Genomic DNA, 691 nt, shown 5'->3' with positions numbered 1-691 from the left:
GCCACACCGTCGGGCACGCAATCCAGACCATCCCGCAACTGTCGCCCGATGGCACGCCCGAGCACGCGCCGCTGCACCACGGAGAAGCCGTCGCCGTGGGCCTGGTCGCCGCGGCACATTGCTCGCTCGGGGCGGGGCTCTGCAATGACGGGCTGGTGAAGCAGGTTGAAGCCGCCATGGCCGCGGCGGGCCTGCCGACCCGGCTCGCGGGCCTCCCGCCATCGGACCGCCTGCTGGAGCTCATGTCCCACGACAAGAAGGTGGTGGGGGGCAAGCTGAGGCTCGTGCTGCCGGTCGGCGATGATCCTGGCACGTGCGGGGTGATCGAGAACACCGGGGCAACCGCCATCATGCAAGGGTGGAAGGCTGTCGGCTCGTAGGCGTCACGTGATCCACGCTGCGTCATGCCCGGAACCGGGCAGTCGCGCGTTTCGGAGCTTTGAAACTGGGCTGCGTCAAGTTTCCGCTTCGACTCTGCGGCGTTCATGACCCCCTGTGGCGCCCGGGCACGTTGGCCGTGTTCCTACCCGAGCCGCACGTACCCCCGCAACCCCTGCACGCCGCCCTCGCGCCCGAACCCCGATTCCTTGTACCCGCCGAACGGCGACGCCGGGTCGAACTTGTTGTACGTGTTGCACCAAACCACGCCTGCCTTGAGTTTGCGGGCGATCTCGAAGATCTTCGACCCCTT

Annotated in this window: 1 protein-coding gene and 1 pseudogene; one reads left to right on the top strand and one right to left on the bottom strand. The window is 67.9% G+C overall.

Annotation, left to right across the window (positions count from 1 at the left end):
• Window positions 1-380, top strand: a pseudogene (locus L6Q67_RS23790) (hypothetical protein); the annotation flags it as partial.
• Between the two features lie 143 nt (window positions 381-523).
• On the opposite strand, the gene L6Q67_RS23785 reads toward L6Q67_RS23790, so the two are convergent.
• Window positions 524-679, bottom strand: a complete 156-nt coding sequence (locus L6Q67_RS23785) for an aldehyde dehydrogenase family protein (RefSeq protein ID WP_296576070.1) — start codon at window positions 677-679, stop codon at window positions 524-526.
• Window positions 680-691 lie beyond the last annotated feature (12 nt).

Source organism: Zoogloea sp., from assembly GCF_023150065.1.
Classification (GTDB): domain Bacteria; phylum Pseudomonadota; class Gammaproteobacteria; order Burkholderiales; family Rhodocyclaceae; genus Zoogloea.
This window is presented reverse-complemented; position numbering and strand designations above follow the sequence as displayed.